The sequence below is a fragment of the Microcoleus sp. PH2017_35_SFW_U_B genome (genome assembly GCF_020737865.1).
In the GTDB taxonomy this organism is placed as follows: Bacteria; Cyanobacteriota; Cyanobacteriia; order Cyanobacteriales; family Microcoleaceae; genus Microcoleus.
This window is the reverse complement of record NZ_JAEQDE010000030.1, coordinates 16,124-38,790: the sequence shown is the minus strand read 5'-3', so window position 1 is coordinate 38,790 and position 22,667 is coordinate 16,124. Positions and strand designations below refer to the sequence as shown.

Sequence of the window (22,667 nt, the reverse complement as noted above, 5' to 3'; positions counted from 1 at the left end):
AACTATTATACATTGCGAATGCTTTCGTTTTTAGTGTTGAATTAAGTAAGTCTCAAAACTAAAATGTTTGTAGTAAGGACTGAAGTCCTTAAAAATAGAAGGACTGAAGTCCTCACTACGAACCTGACTGCGAACATGAAAATACGATCGCCCTTCCCCCCTTTCCCCCTCTTCCCCTCTCTCTTCCTTCGCGACAAGAGTGCTTACGCGCGGCGCAAGCCTAACACGTCTTCGCGGTTCAATCCTCGTCATCCCAGTCCTTCGCGCATCTCTGTGCCATTACAATAGGTTCAGGAAAAAATCTTTACAAATAAGAACTCATGCAGCTCAAGTCCACCACCCGCCATATTCGCATATACACCGCCATCCTCGAAGACAACGAACTCGTACCCAGCAACGACCTTTTGACGATCGACATTGACCCAGATAACGAACTCAACTGGAACGACGAGTCAGTCAAACAGGTATATGCCAAATTTGACCAACTCGTAGACTCCTACGAGGGCGAAGACTTGACGGAATACAACCTCCGCCGCATCGGTTCGGAATTGGAACACTTGGTGCGATCGTTCTTACAAAAAGGCCAAATCAGCTACAACCTCAACAGCCGCGCTGTCAACTACAGCATGGGACTTCCTCAAGTTGATGCCAAAATTCACCTCTAAGGGGAGACGGGGAGACGGGGAGACGGGGAGATTAAAAAAATCTTCCCTCTTCCTTCTTCCTAATGACTAATGACTGCTGACTAATGACAACTGACAACTGACAACTGACAACCGACAACTGACCGAAATCATCCAGGATACAAGCCCCCGGATTCATCCGTGGAGAAATAAAAAACCTGTATCCGATGAAACTTGCCCCCCGAATTTATCCGTGGGGTCAATGCTTCAATCTAAAATTCTTCAATCTAAAATCTAAAATCGATTGACCGAAGAAATGGGTACAAGCCCCGTCCTTCCTGGACGGCTTTCAAGTCTTAGTCAAGCAGAATCAAAAGCTTCATCGAGGATTCTGAATAAATACATATCCGTTTATTCAGAGGAAGGCTAGAATGGTTTTATGCTGAATTTAACCTACGAGTACAAACTCATTCCGACCGACGCGCAGCGCGAAACCTTCGACCAGTGGCTTGATATTTGCCGCAAGGTCTACAACTTTGCATTGCGTGAGCGAAAAGATTGGGTTAACTCCCGTAAGTGCGATGTTGATTCATGCAGCATCAAGCAGGAGTACATCATCACGAATGATGCACCCCGACCCACTTTTGCTCGTCAGTGCAAAACACTCTTCGAGGCAAAGAAATCAATCCCTGAATTGAAGCTGCCTCATACCCATGTCTTGCAGCAAGTGTTGCGTCAACTCGAAGCAGCGTTTGTCGCAATGTGGGAACGGGGTCACGGTTTCCCTAGATTCAAAAAAAGGATGAGATCGTTTGTCTTTCCGCAACTGAATTTAGAATCCGTGAAACGATTCGATGGTGAGGATTGGGTCAATCTTCCTAAGATTGGTTTGGTCAAAATGCACTTGTCGCGTCCCATTCCTGATGGCTTTGAGGTCAAGCAAATTCGTGTTGTGAAACGCGCATCTGGCTACTATGCGATGCTCACGTTGCAGTGCGATGTCGAAGTCCCTCAAGTTTCACCATCAGGTCACGGACTAGGCATTGATTTGGGGTTGGAACATTTTCTAGCAACGTCTGATGGTGAGTTGATTGATAGACCTCGATTCTTTGTGGATGGACAACGCAAGCTGAAATTGCTGCAACGTCAACGGTCGCGCAAGAAAAAGGGTTCTAGAAAATTTCGTCAACTCCAACATCAAATTGCTAATCATCACGAATACATCTCGAATAGCCGCAAGGACTTTCATTTCAAAACCGCTCATCATCTATGCGACCAAGCGCAGACTGTGTTTGCTGAGGACTTGAATCTCAAAGCGATGTCAGCCGGAATGCTCCGCAAGCACACTCTGGATGCAGGGTTTGGACAGTTCCTCAACCTCTTGAATCATGTTTGTTTCAAGAGGGGTGCATACTTTGCTAAGGTCAATCCTAATGGAACAAGTCAAACTTGTCCTAGATGCCAGACGCACACAGGCAAGAAGGAACTGTCTGAACGGATGCACAAATGCCCTGAGTGTGGGTTTGAAACGAATCGAGATGTAGCAGCCGCGCAAGTGGTTTTGCAACGTGGATATACAGCGGTGGGACACATCGCAGTGAATTTTGGGGAGGGCAAGTAGCATGAGCTATCCTGATGAACCAAGAATCCCCAAGCTGCAAGGCAGGGGAGTTGTCAATAGATCAATCTTCCTCACTCCCCACCGTTTCTGCGTCTTTCCCGCTCTTCTTGGGAGTTACCGCACAATTGGGATCGCGCTGCAAAAACTGTTTTACCGCAACTTGGCGGTTGGTCATAAACTGACCCCAAGCGCCCGGAAATAGCCCATCCAAGGTTTCCACCAGCGCCCATACCTCAAGATTCATCACTTGGTAATAAAAACCGTGAGAATGCTTAATCTTAGTCAGCATTTCGTCTACCTCGACGGTCGGGAGCAGCTTCGGATCGGGCAAATTCTCGGGAATGGTACTGGACTCTTGTACGGGCATGGTTAGTAACTCAACAGCTTGCAGAGGCCGATCGATTTTAAATTTGAGATTTTAGATTTTAGATTGATACCACAGATGAATCTGGGGGCTTGAACTAATATCTAATTTTTTGTGCTGCTTGCGACTCCTGTCGGGGGCTGGCATCGGTATGCGGGTAACGTTAAATTTAACTAGACAGGCGAAACTCAGGCACTAGGCACCGATCGCCCTTCGCGACAAAAGTGAGAATTGATACTTATTTATACCTGCTGGCTCAGGGGACTTCTACGTACCTGCATCCTAGCATTACAGTCAGTTCAAAGTCTCTATTCCCGCTCAAAGTCGCGATTGCTTCGTCCATTGGCACGATCGGGAATATGCTAAAAACATCGCGCCCTTCAGCTTCCTGACTTCGGTTCCGTCGCGCCTGAGTCAAGCTATGAAAGCCGATCGCCAGATTTATCCGAGCGCCCACAAAATGGTAGACTGTTTTTGTCAGTACAAGACATTAAAACTAACTGCTGGACTGGGGGAAAGTCACGCCTAAAACATTATCTGGAGAAATCACAGAGCACCGAAAAGTGCTAGCTTGGTGAGCCTAGGAACCTGAAAAATCAGGAGATTAGCACTGTAAAGTCTTAAGAGTCCCCGCGTGCTGAGAAAGCGGGGGTGTAAAATAATCGCCACGTATCAACCCATCGAGGTTCAAGCGCTAGAATAGTTCAGATCAGCACTGGGCCCAAAGGCGTCAGGAACCCTTATGCAAAACTCTGTGCCAAAACACTATTTGTGGGCTGTAGGTGAAGGGATCAAAGCTTGTAAGCCGGGCGATCTGATCGCGGGTCGCTATTTGCTCAAGCGCGATCGACTTCTTGTCGATACTCAACCGGAACAGTTGCCGGAAATGCCCGAAGAGATTCCGAGTTCGATCGCTCCTTATCTGAGACTGTTTGCCTATCAGTTGCACGTACCTCAAGTATACGGACTGGTATCGTCCCGGCTCAGCAAGCTCTCGGGAGATATCTGGCTGCTGGAAAACGCACCTATTTTAAAGGTGACGGAATCATTAATGCCGGAATTGGCGGACACCTGGAAAGGGGCAGCCGCCATGCGACAGCTCAATTGGCTGTGGCAAATTGCCAAAGTTTGGCAGCCGTTTATCGCTCAGGGCGTGGCTGCGACGCTGCTGACTCCGGAACTGCTACGGGTGGAAGGGCAATTAGTTCGGTTTTTGGAATTGCAGCCCGATCCCAAACCGCCTAGTTTGTCGCAATTGGGCAAATTGTGGCAGCAGTGGATCGATGATGCTCACCCCGCAATCGCCAATTTTTTGCGACAGCTTTGCCAGCAAATGGTGGCCGGTCAAGTGCGCCACGGCGAACAACTGATGGGCCAATTGGATAAAGCTTTGGCAAAATGCGGCCGATTTTACGATCGGACTGTGGAAATTGCCACGGGCACGGATGTCGGTAGAGCGCGGGCTCACAACGAAGATGCTTGCTATCCGCCCGATGGTACGGTGTTTGCCGGAATTCCGGGATCGGAAGCTTGTGCGATCGTCTGTGACGGTATCGGCGGACAAGACGGCGGCGAAGTCGCTTCGGAATTGGCGATTACTGTGCTGCGGGACAAGTTGCTGCAAATGCCCCTGCATCAAGCTAATTGGGACCCGCTGAGCCTGACTTCCAAGCTGGAACGGGCAGCTTGTGCTGCTAACGACAAAATAGCGGGTCGCAACGACACGGAACACCGCCAAGGCCGCCAGCGCATGGGTACTACCCTGGTGATGGCTTTAGCGCACATTCACGAGCTCTATGTCGCCCACGTGGGAGACAGTCGGGCTTACTGGATTACCCGCACCGGCTGCTATCAAGTTACTCTCGATGACGATGTGGCTTGCCGCGAGGTACGTTTGGGCTACTCCCTCTATCGGGATGCTTTGGAACAAGTGGCCGCCGGAGCTCTGATTCAAGCTTTGGGCATTACTTCTTCCAACACTCTGCACCCGACGGTGCAACGTTTTCCGGTGGATGAGGATTGCGTTTTGCTGCTGTGCTCCGACGGTTTGAGCGATAAAGACCGGGTTGAGCAATGTTGGGAAGAGGAGATTTTGCCGATTCTCGACGGTAGCATTACTGTGGCGAAGGCGCGCGATCGACTGATCGAGATTGCTAATACTAGAAACGGTCACGATAATGTCACTGTAGCTTTGATTCACTGTCAAGCACATTTGAGGGAAGAAAGCAATACTTTGACAGAATTGTCTGTCGCACCTTTAGAAGTGCCGATGGAACTAATTGCTGACAGCGAGGATATGCCAACCGATTTGACGGAAAGCCCCAGCCTTAGCGATACGAATTCTGAAGTGAAAACGCAGTTAGTACGATCGCCCGACAAAGGCAAAAGTCTATTTACGCTGCTGGTAAAAATAGTATTTTTGTTGGGTTTGGGGGGTGTATTTGCTTATTTTTTCATTCCTCCGGTGGGTCGGGCGATCGATACTGCCGGGGAGTCGCTTTTCGGTAAACGCCGTTTAACTAATCCTATAAACGGGTCGGGGAAAATAGTTGAATCTGCACCTACTGCGAGCAAGTCTTTAGAAAAAGGCACGTTTATAGAGATTAAAAGTTCTGGGACTGGGGAATTGGATCCATTGGGCGATCGCTTGAATTTGCGAGTCGCCATCGGTGACTCGCCCATTAAGGGAACAGTCCCCGCGGGCAGCATTTTGCAGGTAACAAACAAACAGCTTACGCCTCAAGGCAACTGGCTGGAATTGAAAGTTTGTTCTATTCCTGAAATAGGGCGATCGAACTCTCCCAAGCCCAAGTTAAATAAGGATTTTTCTAATGTTTCAACACCAGCAGTCAGTCCATCTCCGGCGGTAGCAAGTTCCTCGCCATCTCCGGCGGTAGCAAGTTCCTCGCCATCTCCGGCGGTAGCAAGTTCCTCGCCATCTCCCACGGTTAAACCAACAGTGGGAGTAGAAAGCGCCAAATTGCAAGCGGGGGAAATCGGATGGATTCAAGAACAAGATGCTGTTTCTCAGATAGCAACTAATCCGAGTCCCAACCCGAATCAACAGGGGAAATGCGCTGTTGCTTCTGACTCAAATCCCAAAACTAATTAAACTGTTAAGGCTGGAGTTTCAGTTGACAGTTGACAGTTGACAGTTGACAGTTGACAGCTTGAGGGCTACCTCTCCATAAAAGGAAGAGGATTGAAATAGTGAATAATTTTGTTTTATTTCCCACCTAAAAGGAGGAGGCTTTAAACCCATTCTTCTTGGTAATCTTTTTCTAAAAGATGAGGTGTTCGACGGTAATGCTAAATAGTAATTGGTAATTCGTAATTCCTTGTGCCTGTTAGCTTTGTCAGTTTTCTGGAGATAAAGACGCTCTTCGTACTATCAACCAGTCACAAAAATTGTCATACTTCATGGAGAGTGAGAAAAGCTATGTGTTGAGCAGATTTGATGAAGTTACCAATAAATATTACATGGATCGAGCCGATTTCACTAACAATCTTTCATTGATATCCACAATATCTATAAAGCGCCCCCAGCGAGCGAAAAAACTTTCTAACAGGCAATTGAACCGACATGATATGAAATAATTTTAGATTTTAGATTTTAGATTTAATTATGCCAAATCTAAAATCTAAAATACTTTTAAACTTCTTATCCTAATTTCTTAGAGACTTCTGCAAGTTTAGTTACCATTTGGGCTACGGCTTTGTCAACTGCTGCGCTCAAAAGTCCATCTTCATTGCTACTCCCGGAATTGCCGCCAACGCCTCTGACAGAAAAACTCGAATCGCTTTGATCTGCTTCTCCTAGTGCTTTTGCCGTGGCCAGAATATCTCCGGAAGCTGTTCCGATTAACCGCACGTCTATTTGCACAGTAGCTTTGGTTTTTTGGGAACCGCCACCGATACCCATGAAACTGCCGCCGCCGGATTGTTTGTCGATATTAAACTTGGTAATGGTGCCGATGAGTACGGCGTCAACTCCTAGTTTTTTGCCAATTTCGGCTGCGGTGCCGGCATCCATTGAACCGCTGCGATTTTCTTGTTTGAGGACTTGTTCGAGTTTGCTGCGATCGACTACTGTGTAAGTGCCATTGTTAACGAGTTCGTTGATTAGGAGTTCGCTGATGCCTTTGGCTGCGCCGACTCCCCTGTAGGAACTGTAATAGCTGTTGGTGGTGCCGTAGTCGAAGTCCATGACGACGAGGCGCTTTTTGGCGGTAGCTTGGGCTAGTTGGGTTGCGGGTTTGATGTTGGCTGGTGTGGCGATCGCATTTACTGAAACGCCGACTAGCATGAGCGTAGCTAGGGAAATGCTGGTTAAGCGAGATATGGTGGTTGTTTTCATAAAGCTTTCCTCACAATGGTTTTGTTCCGACTCTAGAATAGTGCACGGAACCGCCGGATGTCAGGGTTGCGGGTGATTAATGTTGGTGTGGGCGATCGGGTTTTACTTTATTCTGACGCTAAAAATCTTTAATTTTTGTTAATTAACGGCAGATAAAAATAGAAACTGAGCAAGACTTTGATCAATGTTTCAATCCCTAATATTCGATACTTTCTTAACAGAAAGAATTGGTTTAAAGCCCGAAGCCCGATCGGGGAAAAATTAAAAGAAGACGATTCATTACTCCAATCCTCGGACTTCCATGTCAACTGTCAACTGTCAACTGTCAACTGTCAACTGTCAACTGAATGAAGCCCCAGCCTCCATAAAACCCATCAACCAATTAGCCATCGTCGCCCTGCGAGTCTGTCTCGGCCCGAATTCCCCAATCTTATACCCCTTAAATCCCAATTTTTCCTTCAGCAACTGCTTGTTTTCTGGAAGAGTCGATCGCGTCAATTTCACCGTCGCAGGCCTAGAATCAATAAAATCCGGCGGTTCCGGATAATCTTCGCGCCACTCGCTAGCAACATCAGCGCTGTTCCACTTACCAGTCTGGGCATCAAAGCGGTAGCCTAGATACAGCCAAACTAATTGGTTGACAGCAGCATCGTCCATTTCTTCGTTGAGGATAGCCCAAATAGTTTCGTTGTTCAGCGGTGGCAGTTCAGACATAATTCGAGTTGGAGTGCGATCGACAATAACAACAATTTAACCCATGGCGGTCTACCCAGATGGTAGGTTCGGCGCGGGAAAATCTCGATTTATTCGTGTTCGCATTCGATCGCCCCGCCGAACCACCCTACAATACTACTTACCCAAAATTCCGTCCTTCTCGGCCATCGAGATCATCAAATCAATGACGCGGTTAGAATAACCCCACTCGTTGTCATACCAGGAAACGACCTTAAAAAACTTAGAATTCAGTTCAATACCCGCACCTGCATCAAAAATGCTCGATCGGGCATCGCCCTGAAAATCCGTCGAAACCACCGCATCCTCAGTATATCCAAGAATACCTTTCAGTTCGCCAAGAGAAGCTTTCTTCATAGCTTCGCAAATTTCTTTATAGCTAGTTTCCTTCCCCGTTTTGAAAGTAAGGTCAACCACAGACACATCTGGAGTCGGCACACGCAAAGCCATACCCGTCAATTTTCCCTTCAATTCCGGCAACACCAAACTAACAGCTTTCGCCGCACCAGTCGAAGAAGGAATAATATTTTGAGCCGCACCGCGTCCTCCCCGCCAATCTTTTTGGCTGGGCCCGTCTACAGTTGGCTGAGTAGAAGTCATCGCGTGAACAGTCGTCATCAAACCTTCTTCCAAACCAAAATTATCATTAATAACTTTGGCAATTGGTGCTAGACAATTAGTAGTGCAGCTAGCATTAGAAACAACAGTATCTGTGGCCGGGTCAAATTTGTGGTGGTTGACGCCTACTAGAAAAGTTGGAACTTTTTCTGGATCTTTAGTCGGTGCGGAAAGTATTACTCGTTTTGCTCCCGCCGTCAAATGTTTTGAACCGCCGTCAAAATCCGTAAACAATCCGGTAGATTCTACAACATAATCCGCACCAGCTTTACCCCACGGCAATTCAGTCGGATTTCTAATCGAAGTGCACGGAATAAAACGTCCGTCAACGACAATCCCGTCTGGTTTCCCTTCAACTTCGCCGTCATAAATACCGTGGGTAGAGTCGTATTTGAAAAGATAAGCCAGGTTTTCTGGCGAAACTAAGTCGTTAATACCGACAAATTCGATGTTCGGGTTTTTGATGCCGGCACGCATGACTAGCCGTCCGATGCGACCAAATCCGTTGATGCCGACTTTTAATGCAGCCATGTTTAAACTCCTATTGAAAATATCGCTAGTCGATCGCGCGATAGCCTGTTGTGGCTTAGAATTTACCACGCTAACGGATTTGGGCTACTGATTCTTTTCTATATCTTAAGAATTCTGAATTTGGTGCGGGCGGCGAAATGCAATTAATCCTGAAATGACCGCTGGCTAATGACCGATCGCTGATGATTTTAAAATTGTAAAATTGCTATAATCAACACAGATTTTTATCACATTATCGTTGATTAAATTACTCTAAATTAATTAAAAAAAACTTATGTAAAAGCTCAATCCGATTTTATGTAGGAGCAATGGCCGATTTTGATAATGTGAAATGGCTATATAGCGTTTCTCAGAAAGATGAGGTATGCCGAGGTATGCTGCAACCCTTATAGTATCAAGCTTTCGATCGCAAAATGGGCACCTCACTTTTCAGAGAAAGGCTATATAGCGGTTCTCAGAAAAATGAGGTATGTTGTTGGGCTTCAGCCCTCTTAGTTTAAGAGTTATGTGGGCTGTCAGTTATACCTCATCTTTTTGAGAAAGGCTATATATTCAGAAACCCGGTTTATTAAATAAACCGGGTTTCTAATGACAGTTGGTAGTTGGCAGTTGGCAATTGTTATTTGTTATTTTTGAATATAGCGATTCTCAGAAAAATGAGGTATGACTGGCGGCTTGTATAACCGCTTAGACGTATAGGGCCCAAGCCCAACAACGTACCTCATCTTTTTGACAAAGACTATATCTGCCAATAATCAGTAACTACTTACTAATAACTACTGACTACAGTCAACAGTCAACAGTCAACAGTCAACAGTCAACTGTCAACTGTCAACTGACTACCCAACGCACTTAGTAGTGAGCAATTCCACTGCATCCGAAATAAAACAAGCACCACCAAACTTATTTAGCACCGGTCTAATATTTTCTGCAACTGCCGATATTTTATCGGGCTCGCAGAAAGCCAGCACATAAATATTATCCAGCATACTCATTGCTAAATCGTCCGATTTGCGTCCCCTAGTGGTTTTGCCGGCGACACCGCGAATCACCGAATAACCAGGGACGCCAGCTTTGTCTAAACCGTCTAAAATCTTTGGGAGCTCCACCGAGTTCGCAAAAATTTCTATCCTTTTAACTGCGTCCATAAGTTCACATCCAAAACATATTGATTGCGTATAAATACATGGGAATGCCTACAACGATGTTAAACGGAAACGTCACTGCTAAGGCTGTTGAAATGTAAAGGCTGGGGTTAGCTTCGGGAACTGTCAGCCGCATTGCTGCTGGTACTGCGATGTAAGAAGCACTCGCACACAATACCGAAAATAACAGGCTATCTCCCTGCGGCATTCCGATTAATTTTGCTATCAGTAAACCAACTGCTGCATTAACTATAGGAATTAGGATTGCAAAGGCGATCAGGAAAATTCCTGTTTCTTGCAAATCTTTAATTCTGCTAGCAGCAACCAGACCCATGTCTAGCAAGAAAAAAGTCAGAACCCCGTAAAACAAATCTTGAGTAAACGGACTCATAACTTCCCAACCGTGTTCTCCTGTCAGAATGCCCATAATGAGGCTGCCGACTAGCAGAAAAACTGAACTGTTGAGGAAGGCTTCTTGCAGCACTTCTGACCAAACTATTTCGCGTTTTCCTTCCTCTCCACCGAAGACACTTACCAGAATTAGACCGACGATAATTGCAGGGGATTCCATTAATGCTAGCGCTGCTACCATGTAACCGTCAAAGTCGATTCCTAGTTCTTTGAGGAAGGAAGTTGCGGTGATAAAGGTGACGGCGCTGATGGAACCGTAGGTGGCTGCGATCGCCGCGGCATTGTAGGAGTCGAGTTTGATCTTCAGTATGAAGAAAGTATAAACTGGTACTAGCGCTGACATCAGCATCGCTGCGAAGATTGTCAGGGCGACTTGCTGGTTGATTCCGCTTCGGGACAGTTCGACGCCGCCTTTAAATCCGATCGCAAACAGCAGGTACAGCGAAAACAGTTTCGGGATGGGCGCAGGAATTTCTAAGTCAGATTTTAGGAAAATCGCCAGCATTCCCATGAAAAATGCTAATACTGGTGGATTTAAGATATTTGACGCTACGAGGCTTAAATCCACGATCGTTCACTCCCATTTCTGATTTTTTTAATATTACTTCACAAATAATTGTTACACGAGAATGGATCAATGGTGCGATCGAACTCTGGGAATGGCGATATATATTCCTAAAGACGGTTGCAGGTTGGCAGCGTACACCTACAACAACAGAGTAAGGTGTGCGCTGCCAACCCGCAGCCTAAGTATTTTTCCCTAACTAAGCAGTTGCCAAATAAGACTCTAGAGCTTCGGAACCGCCGATCAACTTGCCGTCGATAAACACTTGCGGCACGGTTGTAGCGCCAGTCACCGCCCGGAGCGATCGGGTTGTGACATCCCGGCCCAAGACGATTTCTTCATAATCCAAGCCCTTTTCAGTCAGCATTTTCTTAGCCTTGGCGCAGAAAGGACAGCCCATTTTTGTAAACAGCGAAACTACCTTCGGCTTAGCTGCTGCGGAGTTGATGTAGTGCAGCATCGTCTCGGCATCGGAAACCTTGAAAGGGTCGCCCGGTTCCTCCGGTTCAATAAACATTTTTTCAACCAAGCCATCTTTGACTACCATCGAATAACGCCAAGACCGCTTCCCAAAGCCTAAATCAGTTTTATCTACCAGCATTCCCATGCCTTCGGTAAACTCACCGTTACCGTCGGGAATTAACGTCACATTGTCTGATTCTTGGTCTTTTGCCCACTCGTTCATTACAAAAGTGTCGTTGACGGAAATACAAACGATTTCATCTACGCCATTTGCTTTGAAAACTTTGGCCAATTCGTTGTAGCCAGGGAGGTGCGTTGACGAACAAGTGGGAGTAAAAGCTCCCGGCAGAGAAAACACTGCTACAGTTTTGCCTGCAAACAAATCATCGGTGGTGACATCCACCCACTCGTTGTCCTTGCGAGTGCGAAACGTGACTTTGGGTACTCTTTGACCTTCGTGGTTCGTCAGCATGATTTTGAATCCTTCGGTACTTGGGTTAAATTCCTTTGCTTGTTATAGCGTACTCATAACGAGTATGACTTGTCAAGGGCAGTGGGTTTTTTCTTGGGACTGCTGGGTGCGCGCGAGTCAGTTGCTCGTCTTTGCGACAGCTTGGCGATCGAGCAGGGTGCATCTGGCTTTTGGCAAATATGTTTGTAGGGGCGAAGCATGACCGTAGTCAATATGGGATGATAACTAATAACTTATATGCGGTCATGCTTCGCCCTCTTCAAAGGTGAGATGCACCCATGGATAAGATTGAAAAATTGCTGTTTAGGAATGAAAATTAAATAACTTACATTTTTTATTGTTCTTGTGGGATGGGCGTCCCGCCCGTCCAGAAAGGACGGGCGGGACGCCCATCCCACAAATATGTGTAAATTATTTAATTCGCGATCCTTAGTTCGATCGCAAATTTCGCCTCCATGCCTTTGCTGCTGCTAGCGGGTGAGGATTTTTGACACATTCTGTCAACATCTCGATATCAAGTTCTGGTAGCAATTCGCTGTTTGCGATCAATTCATAACCGCAGTTTGATACAAACTCAACCGGAATCTCTTCTCGCAAATGGTAGATCGAAAATCTCTCATTTCGCCAGAACCAAACCTCTCGCACATTCAACCTTCTGTAGAGTTCTAGTTTATTGATGCTGCCACTGGTAACAATCACTTCAATTACCAAGTCGGGAAATTCTTTATCTGTGCCAATACAGTAAGCTTCATCCGGTTCCGTACCGCCACTTTTTTCCTCTTGCCGCAGAGTTGTAGACCCAAAAGGGAAATATTCAATGTCAGCTTCTACAAAATAAATTTCCAGCAAATTCCCAATGCGAGTTTTACCATTTTCATGGCGACGAGAAGGTGACATAATTTCTAAAAGCCCATCTAAATAAGTAACTCGATATCCCGCAGCATCTCCAATTCGATTTAGCACTGTATCGTATTCTTCCCAGTTCACCCTATCCGTGATGTAGCGCTCTTCAGGATCTTGGCGTTGGAGTGCTTGTTGTTTAAGTAATGTATCTAGCTCGATTGTCAGCATTAGTATTACCTCCTTACAAGTTGTTCTAATTTTAGCAGACGGCGGTTAAAACCGCATCTACACAAACGATGTCTGCCTCCGCAGACTGAAGAGAACAACCCAAATTTAATCGCCTTTTATTCAACCTGCGGAGGCAGGTTTTGTTTTTATAGACGCGGTTTCAACCGCCGTGTTATCTTATTTCCAATCAAATTTCCGCCCCAAATACTCCTCTAATTCCTGATTGTAAGGTTTAAAATAATCACTCAACAGTTTGCGAACTGACTCATTTACCCGCTGATAAGAACCAGGATTAGCATTTTGGTATTCAGACAATTGATATTCCGGTAAATCTAAAAATGCTAAAACTTGCTGTACAGTCGCCGCCGCACCTGCATACAAATCTTCGCTTTGCAAAACTAACAACTGTTCTCGGGGGAAGAAAGCCAGCCAATTTTTAATAAATTCTATATACCTGCCGCGAGCTAAGTAATTCCCAGGTTCTTCGCCGATGATGTATTCTGGGTTTTGATTCAACCGTTCGATTTCGTCGCTAATTGCCCGATCGAGCGATCGCCCTTCCCAGTTTAGGCCCTTTAAGCGGTAAAAATGAGAAATCGCGCGATCGACCGGATTTCGCAACAGCACAATCAGCTTTACCTCTGGACACGCGCTGTAGAGACGTTCCGGCGCTTCCCGAAAGTCAAAATAGCTCGGACTTGCCTCACCCGTTATAAATTCCCCTCCCTGTGGCATTGGGGGAAAATGGGCCCAATACCAATCAATCCCTCTGTGGAAGTGCCAGGAGAAAAAATCCATCTCCTTTTTAATTGGAGTCAAAATTTGCGGGTGTTCAGCTAAATAAGTGTACAGAGAAGTCGTCCCGCAGCGCTGAGAACCAATAATTATAAACTTAGGAAATTTGACTGGTTTTAAGTTCCAATTTTGTGGCACAGGCATCTTGCCTGTCTCTGTATTTTGTGGCACAGGCATCTTGCCTGTCTCCATATTTTGTGGCACAGGCATCTTGCCTGTCTCTGTATTTTCTGCCACAGCTACATTGCTTGTTCTTTTATTAATAACAGATGCAAAAATTTGTTTGTAACTGACAGTTTGATAACAGCTAATCGCCTCAGCAATTTTGCCTTGCCTCGTCAAAACTTCTCCCAAATTCAAATAAGGCCAAAAAGCCTCCGGTTGAGCATCAACAACTTCTCGGCAAAAGTTCTCAACTCGATCCAGCTTGTTTTGCTGAATCAAAACTTCCCACAAATTGTAATAAAACCACCAAGGAAGATCGGGATTTATTGCCATTGCTTGCAAAAATGCCGCCGCCGCTTCCTCCCCATATTTTTGCTGGCTCAAAACCGCACCTAAATTGTAATAAGACCAGCAATCATCCGGTTTTTGGGCGACTGTGGCGCGGGCTGAGGCTAAAGCGCGATCGCACTCGATGGCTTCGCTAACGCACTTTTGCTGCTCCTGTAACAACCGCTCCAAGTCTGCTGATGACACCCCACAATCTGGGATAATTGTCAAGATTGTTTGGTAAATAATTGTTGCGCTTTTTGGGCGATCGCGCTTTGCTAAATTCTTTCCTAACTGTAAATAAAACTGCAAATTTTCCGGTGTAACTTGCAATTGAAATTGTTGTGATAATGACTTTGAGTCAGACTTTGTTTGTCCGAGAGCATATCCAAGCTTCTCGTAAATTCCCGGCAAATTTCCGTCAATTTGAATAGCTTTTAAATACGCGACAATAGCTTCATCCCACTGTTTTAGTTTGGTCAAAGCGTCGGCTAAATTGTAAAAAGACCAAGCAAAATCTGAGTTGAGTGCAATCTCGCAGCGGTAAGCAGCGACAGCATTCTCCCAGCATTCGAGTTTCAGTAAAGCATCACCCAAATTATGATAAGACCACGAAAAATCTGGATTTAACTCAACAGCTTTTTTGTACGCCGCGACAGCATCCTCCCAGCGTTCTAGTTTCAACAAAACATCGCCCAAACTGTGATGAGACCACGAAAAATCTGGATTTAATTCAACAGCTTTGCGGTAAGCAGCAACAGCATCATTAAACTCACCGCTTTCTTGCAAGGAATTACCCAACTTGTGGTAATCGTGACTATTCATGCACAACTCCTGCAATATTCATTAACTTCTCTAGCGAGTTCATATCCACCCGCATATCTTTATGTCCCGAATATTTATGAGTTTGGTCATCAAACAATTCAGCAATTAAATAGTAATGTTCCAACTCACACAAATTACTAATAGTCCAAAAACAAGTTGGCACATAAATCGGAGAAAAAATCTCAATTACTTTAGTTCCCGGAGTGCAGAAAACTAAATTAGTCAATCCACCTCCGTGGGGTGCGACAACTACCTCAGCCGCAGCCAAACAGGCTGCTTGTTCCGCTACCGACATCATTTCTAACTTAACTGTACTAAACCCAATTTTTTCTAGATAGGCGACAACCTCTTCGTCATTGACTATTCGCCGATAGGATGCTCGATTTCGACTGATATAAATTCGTTTTGAATATTTTGTATTTTGGGAATTATCTTGATTTAAAAATATTCGTTTCAGATATTCGCATTTCCATTTAGAGGTTCCCGAAGCACCATCACAAATTGAAGGAACTATTAATTTGTCCGCTGTAAAGTGTTGCTGGTAGCGACTTTCTAAAATTTTATCTAGTGGAATTCCTAAAGTATTTAAACTTTCTTTTTCATAAGACAAATCGCAAGCATTGATAACAAACTTATCAATAGTGTCTATCAATCCGCAGCGCTGCAAAAGCTCGAACCGTGTAACCACATCAAACATCCAATGAAAATAAGCTGCGCCTCCCCAGCGAGCGGATAAAAAAGCTACATTTCCCTCGATGTGTTCGACGGGAGACAATTTGTCGGATGTTATTACCAACTCAGGACAACCCATTGAAATATCGGTGACAAGTTTATTGTCTGAAGTGATGACGGCGGTAGTAGCAATATCTGCCCAAGCTCGTCCTTTTGGTATGGTAGCAACAAAAGATTTTTTGATATAAAATATTTCATCTTTCCAACATTTGCTGTTGGTGTGGATTGTTTTGGAGTCAGATAAATTGATTTCACTTGCAGGATAGATGTCTGTGCAAGTAATCCCTGGATCTGAGTCTGCTGCAATCACTAAATCATCTGTAAATCCACAGTATTTTTTGAGAAAACTTAACGGCAAAAAATTATAGCCAAGTTTGAGGAGGTCGGCTTCATTCACTTCTCCTTTTTGTTCTAAAGCATATGTTAGATGATAGTAAACTCCAAACAAATCGGGTTTGATTTGCAGGGTTTTAACAAAATTAGATATTGCCCTATCCCACTGCTGTTGTACCATTAAACTCAAACCCAATCCTTCGTAACACCAACAGGATTTTGGATCTATATTGATGCCTTGCTCGTAAATTGCGATCGCCCTTTCGAGTTCCCCTTGCTCCCGCAGCGCATCGCCCAGCTTCTTGTACAGCCAACTGTGCTCGGGTTCTAGCTCAACAGCACGAGCAAAAGCAACCGCTGCTTCTGACCAATTTTCTAGTGATTCCAGAACTTCCCCCAAACTATTGTACAGCCAACAATCATCGGGATTTAATTCAATAGCTTTGCGGTAAGCCGCGGCCGCCTCTTCCCAATTTTCCACTGCAATTAAAGCCTTGCCCAACCTGTCGTAAGACCAACAAAAATCGGGATTTAACTCAATTAACTTGCGGTAACTAACAACAGCCTCCTCCCACTCAGAAAGCTCCATCAGCACATCGCCTAAATTGTTGTAAGTCCAACAAAAATTTGGATTTAATTCAATGGCTTTGCGGTAAGCAGCAGCAGCTTCGCCGTATTGCTCAATCACCTGCCAAGTTTCGCCCAAAAAGTGGTAAGACCAGCTAAAATTAGGGTTGAGTGCGATCGCCTGTTGGTAAGCCGCCGCACCTCGCTCGAACATTTCTTTTTCTTGCAAACTTTTGCCCAACTTGTGGTAAGTTGAGTAGTTGCCAGACTTAATTTTAATAGCTGTTTGATACCGTTCGATCGCCTCATCCACATAACCTGCATCTGCCGCAATATTCCCCAACTTTTCCCAACCCAGAGACAAAAGAGTTTGCTCCTCGCCCAAACTTTCATTGCCGATTTTTTTAACAATCAGTTGATAGCCTTTGTGGACTAATTTTAACTGACTTCCAAACATCTCCAGAAAAACATCAATGCCGATTTTAGTATCTTGCTCCGGGCTGTCGGGAAACGTAAACTGATAATCGTCAAAAATCATCAATCCCCCAACTTTCACCAACCTCCAAGATAAAATCGCATCTTGCAGAGCGCTGGTGGGTTTGTGACAGCCGTCAACGTAAGCAATATCGTAAAATTCTGAATCCAAGTTTACTAATAAATCTTGAGAGTAACCTTCCAATTCAATTACCTTCTCACCAACCCCCGTTTTAACAATATTGCCCTTAAAAGTTTCTTGAAAATATAAATCGATGCAAGTGATTTTGGCAGTCTGATGAGTTAAAATATTATCTAGCAGCCAGCAAGCCGACATTCCTTGAAAACTACCGATTTCCACCACTTGAAAATCTGCAATTCCTGTAAGCGGCTGCAAGTGCCGTTGCCAAATAGGAATATTGTGGGTAAACCAATCTTGAGTAAATTGATAATCTTTCTGTGCACACTCAGGCCAACCCCTCAATGCGCTCGCTTGTTGATGGCAAACGATCGCTTCTTCCAATTCCCCTAATTGCGGTAAAATATTGCCTAAATCATTGTAAGCCTTAGAATTAGTCGGATCGATCGCAATTTGGCTGCGGTAATTAGCAATTTGTACGTATAACTCCTGTTGTTGCGCGCGAACTTCCTTGAGTTGCGCGACAACTTCCGCAGCATTGGGTTCAATCTGCACGGCCATGCTATAAAATACGATCGCACCTTCGAGCTGCTTCTGTTTCGCTAAACTATTGCCTAAATTTATAAAAAAATCAGATCCATCTAACTCAATTTTTAGCAATTTATGGAAAAATTCCCCGCTACCAAGTGCCTCAATACCTTGACAGAAAGTTGCGATTGTGCTGTCTAACCCCGATTCACTGCGCTTCCGCAAAACATATCCCAACCTCTGATTAATTCCTCTCAAATTAGGTTCAAGTTGAATCGCGCGCAGGAAAGCAGCAACAGCTTCATCCCAGGATTTTTCGCAGGTTAAGGCAATTCCCAAATTGCAATAAAACCAAGGAATATCTGAATTTAGTTCGATCGCTTTGCGGTAGGAAATAACAGCTTCTTGCCACAGCTTTTTGTGAGCAAAAGCTTCTCCTAGATAATTATGCGCCCAATAGGAATTATTATTAATTGCCAGAGTCTGGCGGTAACATTGAATAGCTTCATCAAACTCACCTTTCTGCACAAAAACATTGCCCAAACCAAGGTAAGCACGAGCATAATTAGGATTGAGTTCAATGCTTTTGCGGTAACAGGCGATCGCCCGATCGCCTTCTCCTCGCTCTGCCCAAGTTTGACCCAAGCTGTGGTAAGATTCAAAAGAATCTGGATTGATGGCAATGGCTTGTCGGTAATTGGCGATCGCCTCATCCCACCGTTTCTGTGCGACCAGCATTTCGCCCATATTGTGATAAGCTGTTGCCAGTTGCGGGTCTAGTTCAATTGCCTGCGAATAACACTCAGTAGCGCGATCGAGCTTTCCCAATTCAACTAAACTATTTCCCAGAGTGACGTATTCCTCAGCCGTTGCCCAATTTGGCTCGATCTTGAAAGCTTGATACCAACAGTCTGCCGCCTGTGCTCGCCGATCCAACTGCATCCAAATTTTCGCCAACAGCCGATAAGCCGCGGCAAAATTCGGTGCTAGGGCGATCGCTTTTTCACAACTTGCGATCGCCTTTTCCCACTGTTTTCCTTGAGAATACAAACTGCCTAGATTAGCATACACTTCCGGCAAATTCGGATTGCGATCCAGTGCCGCTTCATACCACTGTTTAGCCTGCTCGACTTCACCTTGAACCTGCATTACCTTCCCAAGTGTCTGACAAGCCACCGCCAAATTCGGTTCAATTTTCAGCGCTGACTCGCAAGCAGCAACTGCCTCATTCAACCTTCCTTCAACCAAATAAACTTCTGCTTGCCGATTCAAATCAACCGCTGCTTTTTCCATCTTCTCAATCGAGGGCATAAATAAACTTACTCCAGACGCCAGCTAACGCAAACCAACTACTTCAACCATCCTTTTCAGCGAACTCAAGTTCACCAAAATATCCTCAGTCAGCGAATTTTGATACATTAACTGTCTAATAGGATAACATTCAAAAGCCTCACCAGCTAAAAAGTAATGTTCCAACTGCAAATATTGACTAATTCCCCAGTAATAATGACTGATATAATGAGGCGACACCAACTCAATTACTTTAGTTCCAGATTTACCAAAAATCGTATTTGTTAACCCGCTACCGTGGGCAGCAACTATCACCTCAGCATGGTAAAAATGAGCAATTTGCTCTGCCAAAGACATCGACTCAGGTAAAATAGAAACAAAGCCCGATCGTGCCAAAACCTCAACCACATCTTCCTCGTTCAAAACTCTGCGATATCTGGCTTTGCTGCGACTGATGTAAATGCGCTTTGGATAACTTGAACCAGGTATAATTCCCTTGAGAAACTCCCGCCTCAAAAAATCGATCGCCCATCCGGACGGCCAGCCCAAATATCCCGCAAAAGAAGGTACAATTAACTCTGTTGCTTGCAGGTGAGGAATGCGATCGCTCTCCAAGACCTTTTCCTCGGGAATTCCCAGAATCCGGAGACTTTCCCGCTGAAATTCATGCTGACAACTGTTCACCAAAAACCAATCAATTTCCGCCAAATCCCTACCGCTGCGCCGCAGCAATTCTATCCTCGGCAAAACGTCCACCATCCAGTGAAAATAAACATTTCCCGATAAACCAGAAAGCACCGCCACGCTGCCGTCTATCTGCTTTAAAGGTGGAAAGGATTCTAACTTAAAAACGCTGTGTTTTCTGATATCATGCTTCTCGCATCCCGGCAACAAACCCGGATAATCTCTCGACACATCAGCCAGCAAATAATTATCAGGAGTCATGACAGCAATCGCCTTGCAAATCAGCCAATAATTTTGCTGCGGCACAATCCAAACTCGCCCGTTGGGAATCTGTGCGACAAAAGTTTTTGGGGAATCCACAGGTATCGGCTGCGAGTTAGACAAACGGCAAACTCCCCAACCCAAATGCACCGGATCGAACCACTTAGAAATTCTGTGCAAACACAGCCCGCAAGTTAAACCGGCACAATCGGAATTTGCCAACTGCGAATTAACAGAAAATTTAGAAGTCTGAATATTTTCTACCCTGGCTTCTGTTGCAGATTCCCAAACAATTTCCACATAATTGCCAGCATCCAACTTAGCATTAACCAGCCAATCCCAACTCGATAAATAAATACCGCACGGACGTTCTAAAGAATTGCCTTCTGAAGATATAAAACTCTGTCTGCCCCACTGTTTTGGCTGTCCATACCCGTGCAATTGCAACTCTAAAACCTGTTGATAATAATCGATCGCCCGTTCCCAATGTCCTTGTTTCTCCAGCAGTTTCGCTAACTCAAAATAAACATGAGGTAAAGCTGGTTGAATTTTCAAAGCCATGCGGTAAACGACAATTGCCGGGCCGAATCGGTGCTGCTGGGCCAAGCAATTTCCCAGCCGCCAGTAAAGCTCTGCATTTTTGGGCTGAATTTGCAAAGCTTTTTGATAATAAGCAGCGGCTGATTCATATCCGCCATACTCTGTTAAAGCATTCCCCAAATGCAGGTAAATTTCTGCTAAATAATCGCATATTTCAGCAATTGGGAATTGGGCATCGGGAATTGGGAATTGGGCATCGGGAATTGGGAATTGGGCATCGGGAATTGGGAATTGAGCATCGGGAATTGGGAATTGGGCATCGGTAATAAATCTTCCTTCTTCCTTGTTCGCTTTTCCTTGTTCCTTGTTCCTTGTTCCTTCTTCCTTCTTGCTTCCAGTTAGCGCTTTCAGAAATCGATCGCACGCAGCGATCGCCCTTGACAACTCATCATCCTCTACAGTGGCAACTTGCCTCGTTTCTCCCAAACGGCAGTAAGCCTCAACAAATTCTGGCTTGAGAGCTACCGCCTGCTGAAAATAAGGCATGGCTTCGGCAATTTTGCCCAAAAACATCAAAGAAAATCCGGCGTCTGTATAGCCGGAAATATGTTGGGGATTGAGTTCGATTACCCGATCGAAACAAGCAACCGCCGCCAAATGTTCCCCCTGCAATTGCCAAGCTTTCCCTAGATTGTAGTGAGCCAAAACCATCTCCGGCGCTAGCTCGATCGCGCGACGGTAAGATGCGATCGCCTTTTCGGGACTTTTTTCGTGGAACACCTGGCCCAAATTATTGTGCGGCGTTGCCCACTCCGGCTTAATCTCGATCGCCCGCTGGTAAATCTCGATCGCCTCAGCAGGGCGATCTTCCTTCAGCAAAATCACGCCCAAATTGCTGTAAGCTTCTACATAATCGGGCCCGAGGGCGATCGCCTGACGGTAGCTATCAATTGCCGCTTCTAGCTGATTATTTTCATTTAAAACCACAGCCAGATTGAATACAGCAAGTAAATAATCGGGTTTTTGGGCGATCGCCTTTCGGTAACAGTCGATCGCCCCCAACAAATTACCCTGATTGTGAAAAACATTTCCCAAGTTATAATTTAACTCCGGCCAGTCTGGCTTCAACTCCAGAGCTTTGCCGTAGTGAAAAGCCGCCTCATCCAGCCAGCAATACTCACTGTAAAGTTGACCCAAGTAAGCATGGGCCAGCACAAACGTTGGCGAAATCTCCAAAGCTTGCACAAAAGCATCTCTTGCTGCCGTCGGATCTCCGCTCGCTTCGAGGATTTCGCCTAAAGTGGTGTAAGCTAGCGGCGAAAATGGCTGTAGTTCGATCGCCTGATGGCAAAAATCGATCGCCTGACTTAACTTTCCCTGCTTCAAATAAACTTGGGCTTGCCGGATGTATTCTTGAGTGGTCATTGCTTGCCGTGCAGTTGCGGTTGCTTTACCGCTTCAGGAAAACTTATAAATTCTGATTTGAAAGTTTGATATTTTCAGACTATCTATATTTTAGGCGATCGGGTTCACAATTTTTATTACCCGGAGATCCTCGTAAATCCCCCTTAAAAAGGGGGACTTTGATGAAGTTCTTGTCCCCCCCTTTTTTAAGGGGGGCTAGGCAGGGTGGTTTTATTGTCGGGAAAAGAAATCTGAAACTACCAAAATTATCGCTCAAAGATTGGCTCACGCTTGGGCGAAGGTACGTAGTTGCGCTTCAGCGCTCTTTATAAGATTAGGAAAGAGCGCCCAAGCGCAACTACGTACCTAATTTGTGTTACCACAATAAAACCACCCTGCTTTTTAAGGGGGAGTAGCGGGCAAGCTAAGGGGGGATCTGGCTTAACCCAAGGGTCTTGATTTATATTTTGTGCGATCGGGCAAAATATTAATTCGGTCGATCGGTGTTGGTCGATTTTTTTTAATGCCCTTGCTTCACTTGAGCCCTTGAATATTTCAACCTCACCCCGCTGTTGGCAGAATGAGGTTGAAATCCTTTCAAACTATCAGCTTTTGTGAGAACAGCCCCGGA

At 45.2% G+C, this 22,667-nt stretch carries 15 protein-coding genes; 3 read left to right on the top strand and 12 right to left on the bottom strand.

What is annotated here, in order from left to right:
* Positions 1 to 320 precede the first annotated feature (320 nt).
* Positions 321 to 665: an NAD(P)H-quinone oxidoreductase subunit M gene (locus JGK36_RS07040; protein ID WP_293175428.1), complete on the top strand. Its 345-nt coding sequence runs from the start codon at positions 321 to 323 to the stop codon at positions 663 to 665.
* Between the two features lie 397 nt (positions 666 to 1,062).
* The gene (locus tag JGK36_RS07035; RefSeq protein WP_293175430.1) at positions 1,063 to 2,244 is read left to right on the top strand and encodes a transposase; all 1,182 of its coding nucleotides are present in this window, start codon (positions 1,063 to 1,065) and stop codon (positions 2,242 to 2,244) included.
* Positions 2,245 to 2,305: 61 nt separating this feature from the next.
* Here the strand turns inward: JGK36_RS07035 and JGK36_RS07030 are convergent, their stop codons facing one another.
* Positions 2,306 to 2,611 carry a hypothetical protein gene (locus JGK36_RS07030; RefSeq protein WP_293189496.1) on the bottom strand — a complete coding sequence of 102 codons (306 nt, stop codon included), beginning with the start codon at positions 2,609 to 2,611 and terminating at the stop codon, positions 2,306 to 2,308.
* A gap of 253 nt (positions 2,612 to 2,864) precedes the next feature.
* Positions 2,865 to 3,065, bottom strand: coding sequence for a hypothetical protein (locus JGK36_RS07025; RefSeq protein ID WP_293175434.1), 201 nt, complete (start codon positions 3,063 to 3,065; stop codon positions 2,865 to 2,867).
* Positions 3,066 to 3,362: 297 nt separating this feature from the next.
* Here JGK36_RS07025 and JGK36_RS07020 point away from each other — a divergent pair, with 297 nt between their 5' ends.
* On the top strand, positions 3,363 to 5,720 hold the full coding sequence (locus JGK36_RS07020) for a protein phosphatase 2C domain-containing protein (protein ID WP_293196578.1): 2,358 nt from the start codon (positions 3,363 to 3,365) through the stop codon (positions 5,718 to 5,720).
* Between the two features lie 549 nt (positions 5,721 to 6,269).
* Here JGK36_RS07020 and JGK36_RS07015 read toward each other — a convergent pair.
* From JGK36_RS07015 to JGK36_RS06970, 10 genes are all read right to left on the bottom strand, one after another.
* On the bottom strand, positions 6,270 to 6,965 hold the full coding sequence (locus tag JGK36_RS07015; RefSeq protein ID WP_293175438.1) for a CsgG/HfaB family protein: 696 nt from the start codon (positions 6,963 to 6,965) through the stop codon (positions 6,270 to 6,272).
* Between the two features lie 339 nt (positions 6,966 to 7,304).
* Positions 7,305 to 7,679, bottom strand: a complete 375-nt coding sequence (locus JGK36_RS07010; protein ID WP_293175440.1) for a DUF1823 family protein — start codon at positions 7,677 to 7,679, stop codon at positions 7,305 to 7,307.
* Positions 7,680 to 7,814: 135 nt separating this feature from the next.
* A complete protein-coding gene (gap, locus tag JGK36_RS07005; RefSeq protein WP_293175471.1) occupies positions 7,815 to 8,846 on the bottom strand; it encodes a type I glyceraldehyde-3-phosphate dehydrogenase in 1,032 nt (343 codons plus the stop codon).
* An 839-nt stretch (positions 8,847 to 9,685) separates the two neighbouring features.
* Entirely contained in the window at positions 9,686 to 9,994 is a 309-nt protein-coding gene (locus tag JGK36_RS07000) for a P-II family nitrogen regulator (protein ID WP_293153759.1), read from the bottom strand.
* 4 nt (positions 9,995 to 9,998) lie between these two features.
* A complete protein-coding gene (locus JGK36_RS06995) occupies positions 9,999 to 10,970 on the bottom strand; it encodes a sodium-dependent bicarbonate transport family permease (protein WP_293153762.1) in 972 nt (323 codons plus the stop codon).
* A 196-nt stretch (positions 10,971 to 11,166) separates the two neighbouring features.
* The gene (locus JGK36_RS06990) at positions 11,167 to 11,901 is read right to left on the bottom strand and encodes a glutathione peroxidase (RefSeq protein WP_293175442.1); all 735 of its coding nucleotides are present in this window, start codon (positions 11,899 to 11,901) and stop codon (positions 11,167 to 11,169) included.
* Between the two features lie 429 nt (positions 11,902 to 12,330).
* Entirely contained in the window at positions 12,331 to 12,972 is a 642-nt protein-coding gene (locus JGK36_RS06985; protein ID WP_293175444.1) for a Uma2 family endonuclease, read from the bottom strand.
* 177 nt (positions 12,973 to 13,149) lie between these two features.
* Positions 13,150 to 15,084: a tetratricopeptide repeat-containing sulfotransferase family protein gene (locus JGK36_RS06980; protein ID WP_293175446.1), complete on the bottom strand. Its 1,935-nt coding sequence runs from the start codon at positions 15,082 to 15,084 to the stop codon at positions 13,150 to 13,152.
* Positions 15,077 to 19,168, bottom strand: a complete 4,092-nt coding sequence (locus JGK36_RS06975) for a tetratricopeptide repeat protein (RefSeq protein ID WP_293175448.1) — start codon at positions 19,166 to 19,168, stop codon at positions 15,077 to 15,079. Before JGK36_RS06975 ends, JGK36_RS06980 begins: the two co-directional genes overlap by 8 nt.
* Before the next feature lie 24 nt (positions 19,169 to 19,192).
* Positions 19,193 to 22,057 (bottom strand): tetratricopeptide repeat protein, encoded by a 2,865-nt coding sequence (locus tag JGK36_RS06970; RefSeq protein WP_293196576.1) that lies wholly within the window; start codon positions 22,055 to 22,057, stop codon positions 19,193 to 19,195.
* Positions 22,058 to 22,667: the final 610 nt, after the last annotated feature.